General features: G+C 65.0%; 3 protein-coding genes and 1 pseudogene. All 4 read right to left on the minus strand.

The genetic code is table 11. The features are described from left to right. On the minus strand, nt 1-1,479 hold a 1,479-nt coding region (locus TX78_RS04820), incomplete at its 3' end, for an ABC transporter ATP-binding protein (protein WP_233722165.1). Beyond that, nucleotides 1,476-2,786 (minus strand): glycosyltransferase family 4 protein, encoded by a 1,311-nt coding sequence (locus tag TX78_RS04825; protein WP_044494122.1) that lies wholly within the window; start codon nt 2,784-2,786, stop codon nt 1,476-1,478. The genes TX78_RS04820 and TX78_RS04825, both read right to left, overlap by 4 nt. Next, nucleotides 2,783-4,057, minus strand: a complete 1,275-nt coding sequence (locus TX78_RS04830; RefSeq protein WP_044494459.1) for a glycosyltransferase family 4 protein — start codon at nt 4,055-4,057, stop codon at nt 2,783-2,785. Before TX78_RS04830 ends, TX78_RS04825 begins: the two co-directional genes overlap by 4 nt. A gap of 106 nt (nt 4,058-4,163) precedes the next feature. Further along, nucleotides 4,164-4,480: pseudogene (locus TX78_RS13935) on the minus strand (glycosyltransferase family protein); the annotation flags it as partial.

The raw sequence follows: 4,480 nt of genomic DNA on the forward strand, positions 1-4,480 counted from the left end.
AAGGGACAAAATGAACTCGTGAATACCGGCACGGCGGGCTGCTTCGATGATTTCCGGATCGGTAGCGTCCTGCCGGCCATAGCGGATGTTCTCGGCGATGGAGGTGGAGAACAGCACCGACTCCTGGAGCAGGACGGAGATATTGCGGCGCAGATCGGCTCGGCGCATATTGCGGGTGCTGATGCCGTCTACCAGCACCGAGCCTGCTTCAGGATCAGCCAGTCTCAGGAGGTAGCCGGTCAGTGTGGACTTACCCGCACCGGATGCGCCCAGCAGCCCCACCCGCTGGCCCGCCGGAATATGCAGATTGAGATTCTCGAACAGCTCCCGGCCGTGGCCATCGCGAGCGGTGATCCGGTGATAGGTGACCTCACCCTCAGCGCGATTCATGGTGACCGGCTTCTCCGGGTCGGTGATCTCCACTGGTTCATCCAGCAGCTCGGCGATGCGTTCACCCGAGGCTGCCGCACGAGCGATGCGGCCGGTGTATTTGGCCATATCGCGCAGCGGCTTCATCGCGATCTTCAGATACATCAGGAACAGCACCATGTCACCGGGAGTCATGGTGCCCTGCAGAACCTGCCAGCCGCCGAAGCCCAGCACCACTGCGGTCGCAATGCCCACAAAGAGGTCAGTGGAGCGTTCCAGGCGGGCCGCGAGGCGGCGTGCCCGAATACCAGCCTTCAGTGCCTTCTGATTTCCGGCGTCGAACCCGCGGGCCACGGTGCTCTCCAGCCCGTAGGCCTGGACTACGCGGATGGCGGCCAAGGCCTCTGCGGCATCTCCTACTAGGCGGCCCTCACCCTTACGAGTGGCGCGGGAGGCAGAGCTGATCTTGGGGGAGAGCATGCGTGAGGCCAGCAGATAACCGGCCGCGGTGAGCATCACCACCACTGCGAGCACCGGGTTGAGCACCATCACCACAATGAACAGCGCCACCACGGTGAGCACATTGCCGATCAGCGGCAGCCCGGCGGTGACGGCCACTTCCTGCAGCCTGCCCATATCACCGACCAGCCGCTGGGAGGTATCCCCAATGCTGGCTGATGAGTGGTACCGCAATGACAGTGACTGAATATGCTCAAAGACCCGGGTGCGCAGCTGAGCTGCCACTTTCACACCGACTTTGGCGAAAGCGATGGTGGAGCCGTAATTGGCCACAGCGCGACCGGCAACAATCAGCGCCAGAGCCACAGCCCAGAAGGCCACCATGCGGCCGACGTCGTCCCCGGAATCAATGGCCTCATTGACCTGCGCCCCCAGGGCTTCGGTGACAGCGTCGACGGCGAACTTCACCGGCCAGGGCTCCAGAATGCGGAATGCAACATCGGCCAGCAGTGCGATGAGCCCCAGCGCCAGCAACAGTTTGTGCTGGGTGACAAAGGGCAGCACCATTTTCAGGGTGCGGCCAAGGGCGGCCCGATGCGTAGCCCGGGAGAGCTTGGCCTGAGCGGATTTAGTCGCTGTCTTCTCGCTCATGCGCTGACCTCCACGGGGCTGTGACCGGTGTGGACGGCCTGAAGGAGGTCTGCAGCACGGCGGATCCAGGAGTGTTGCTCCACGGCGCGACGCCGAGCCTGTGCCCCCATCGCGGTGCGCAGCTCAACATCTTGGGCCAGTGCGGAAAGGGCGGTGGCGAGGGCTTGGACATCACCGGCGGGCACCAGCAGTCCAGCATCCTGACCGGCACCGGTTGGCCCAGCCAGCAGAGCAGGGATCTCACCGATCGCCGAGGCCACAGTGGGCAGCCCGGCGGCCATGTACTCGTAGACCTTCAGCGGGGAGAAGTAGTGGTCTTGCACCTGAGGGTACGGTGCTGCGCCCACATCGAAGCGACGCAGCAGTGACGGAATCCGGGACGGAGCGACGGCGCCGTGGAAAGTGACCTGATCACCGATGCCGAGGTCGGCAGCGAGTGATTCAAGCTGGGCGCGCTGTGGACCATCGCCAGCGATCTCCATACGCCAGCGCTGATCCGGTTCGGCGGCGCTGGCGAAGGCTTCCAGAAGCTGTTCGGTCCCATGCCAGGGCTTCAGCGTGCCCACGAACCCTACGGTGAAGGAAGGTGCACGGTTGAAGGAAGGTGCTGCGATTGCTTTCGCAGCACCGGCCGGGGCGTCGTCGTGACGCGGCGTGGGGGCAGTGGAGAAACGGTCAGTATTGACACCGTTGGGAGTCACCACGATGCGGGGGCTGCGTTGTCCCGGACCATGCTGGATGGCTGAACTCTTCCCCCTTTGCCGGGCAGCCCATGCGGCCACCGGTTCGGAGACGCAGGAGAGCAGATCGGCCTGGGCGAAGGCCTCCCGGGTGATCTCCTCCGCCAGCTGCCCGCGGTGCAGGCTGCGATGCTGACGCTGCTCGTCAAGTAGCGGTGCGTTGATCTCCATCACCACCGGTACTTTGCGTCCGGTGCGAGCCCGCAGCTGCTGGGCCAACTGCACCCCGGCGTCGGAGAAGAGGCTGTAGCGCTCGTAGATGAGGTCATAGTCCTCATCGGCTGCGAGCGTGGCGAGCCGGGAAGCCGCACGCAGTACCGCGAGTTCCCGCTCGGCAGTGTCCTTTGCGCCGGTGACCGCAGCGGTGAAAACCGGCAGATGACGCAGATCCTCAGGCACGGTCTCGGTGCTGGCATCACCTGCCTTGGTGCCGCGTTTGAGGCAGTACACGGTGACCTCGTGACCCATGGCGGCGAAAGCCCGGATCATCTCCTGGGCGTGCACACTGGCGCCTTTGACGCCGAAGAGACCGATCCCGGGATCGGCCAGAACGTAGGCGATCTTCATACCAGGGCCCCTTCCGGCTCACGGACTCCGGCCGGCACTGCTTCAGCTGCCCGGGAGGACGACGACGGCTCGGCGGCTGGCTGGCTGATCAGCCTGCGCAGAATGGCGGCCTGACGTCGAGAATCGAAGAGCCGTTCCACCTGCTGCCGCGCAGCATCGGTGAGTCGGCACCGCTGGGTGTCACTGACGCTGATGGCCTCCGCGATGGCATCGGCCACAGCACTGACATCTCCGCTGGGAATCAGCCAGCCGGTCTCGCCGCTGCGGATGACCTCACCTACTGCTGTCACATCCGCAGCTACACAGGGAATGCCGCGTGCCATGGCTTCCAGCAGGACAGTGGGGAGACCATCAGCATTTCCATCAGCGCCAATGACGAAGGGCGCGACAAAAACGTCGTGGCTGCCCAGCATGCGGGTGATCTCATGCTGGGTGCGGGCACCCAGCAGCTGAACGGCATCGCCGACGCCGAGCTCATCGATCTGCTCCTGAAGCGCGTCAGCCAGCGGGCCGTCACCGGCGATATCGGCCTGCACCGCGATGCCGCGTTCACGCAGGATCGCTACGGCTTCGATCAGCAGGTGGAAGCCTTTCTTCTCCACCAGCCGTCCCACTGACAGCAGCCTCGGGGTGGCGATGGATGCGGTGTTGTCAGCTGGGGTCATGCGTGCTGGTTCATAGGGGAAGCGGGCCAGCTCCAGGCCGTTGTGCACCAAGTGCAGCCGTGAGCTGGCTGCCGGGAAGGTTCGGCGCAGATGCTCCATGTTGTAGCCGGAGATGGTGATCGCATGGTGAGCCTCGGCGAGTTTCTGCTCCAATTCGGCAGCGTCGACGTCCTCATGGAAGATGTCCTTGGCATGAGCGGTGAAGGAGTACGGAAGCCCGGCGATCATCCCAGCCAACCGGGCCACGCTGGTGGCCACGGAGGCGAAATGGGCATGCAGATGGGTGACCCCGTGCTCAGCGGCCAGCTGCGCCACCGCGACTGCCTGGTAGGCGTCGTCGTGGTCATAGCGAGCCAGTTCCGGCAGCGCTCGGGTTAAGCCGCTGGCCAGCTGCGGCCCAGCAGCGGCGTCGCTGAGCTGCTTCCACAGCCGGCTGGCGCTGGAGGGACGGGGGATATGGATGACTGGAGCCTGGACCCTGGCGAGTTCGGCGTGGAAGCGCACATCGGTGGTGGGTCGTAGGGAGAAGATCACGACCTGTTCCCCGGCGGCTTCGCGGGCCAGGATCTCGGAGACGATGAATGTCTCGGAAAAGCGCGGGTACATCTTCAGCACATATCCCACCCGGCTCTCATGGAGGGGCTCCGGCTGTGCAGTCTCTGATAACGCGTCGGTCTGTGCGCAGTAGTTCAGGGACTGGGCGGCGGTGGCATCAGCGGGAGTATGCATAACTCGGCCTCTCAACGGTGGTGGGAAGGGGTGTGGTCTTCTGCGCAGCTGTGCGCTCGGGAAGGGCCGCTGCTGCGATATCGCCGATCCGGGTGAGCCCGTCGAGGTCAATGCCATCGCGCAGCGTCCGGCTGGTGACCGCGCGAGCGAACCAGCGGGTGAGTTCCTGGGGGCTCAGCCGCTCCTGGCTGAGGGTCTCCACGGCACCGGCGGCAGCCAGAGCTGCAGCACGGCGGGGCTGGTCGGCGCGCCGACTGTTGCGGGGGATGACCAGCGCCGGCGTCGTCGTCGCCATGACCT

The sequence above is a fragment of the Nesterenkonia massiliensis genome, assembly GCF_000455245.1.
In the GTDB taxonomy this organism is placed as follows: domain Bacteria; phylum Actinomycetota; class Actinomycetes; order Actinomycetales; family Micrococcaceae; genus Nesterenkonia; species Nesterenkonia rhizosphaerae.

What these genes read in the sequence shown, in the direction of transcription:
- TX78_RS04825 (WP_044494122.1), bottom strand. Translation starts at nt 2,786, where the DNA reads ATGAAGATCGCCTACGTTCTGGCCGATCCCGGGATCGGTCTCTTCGGC.
- TX78_RS04830 (WP_044494459.1), bottom strand. Translation starts at nt 4,057, where the DNA reads ATGTACCCGCGCTTTTCCGAGACATTCATCGTCTCCGAGATCCTGGCC.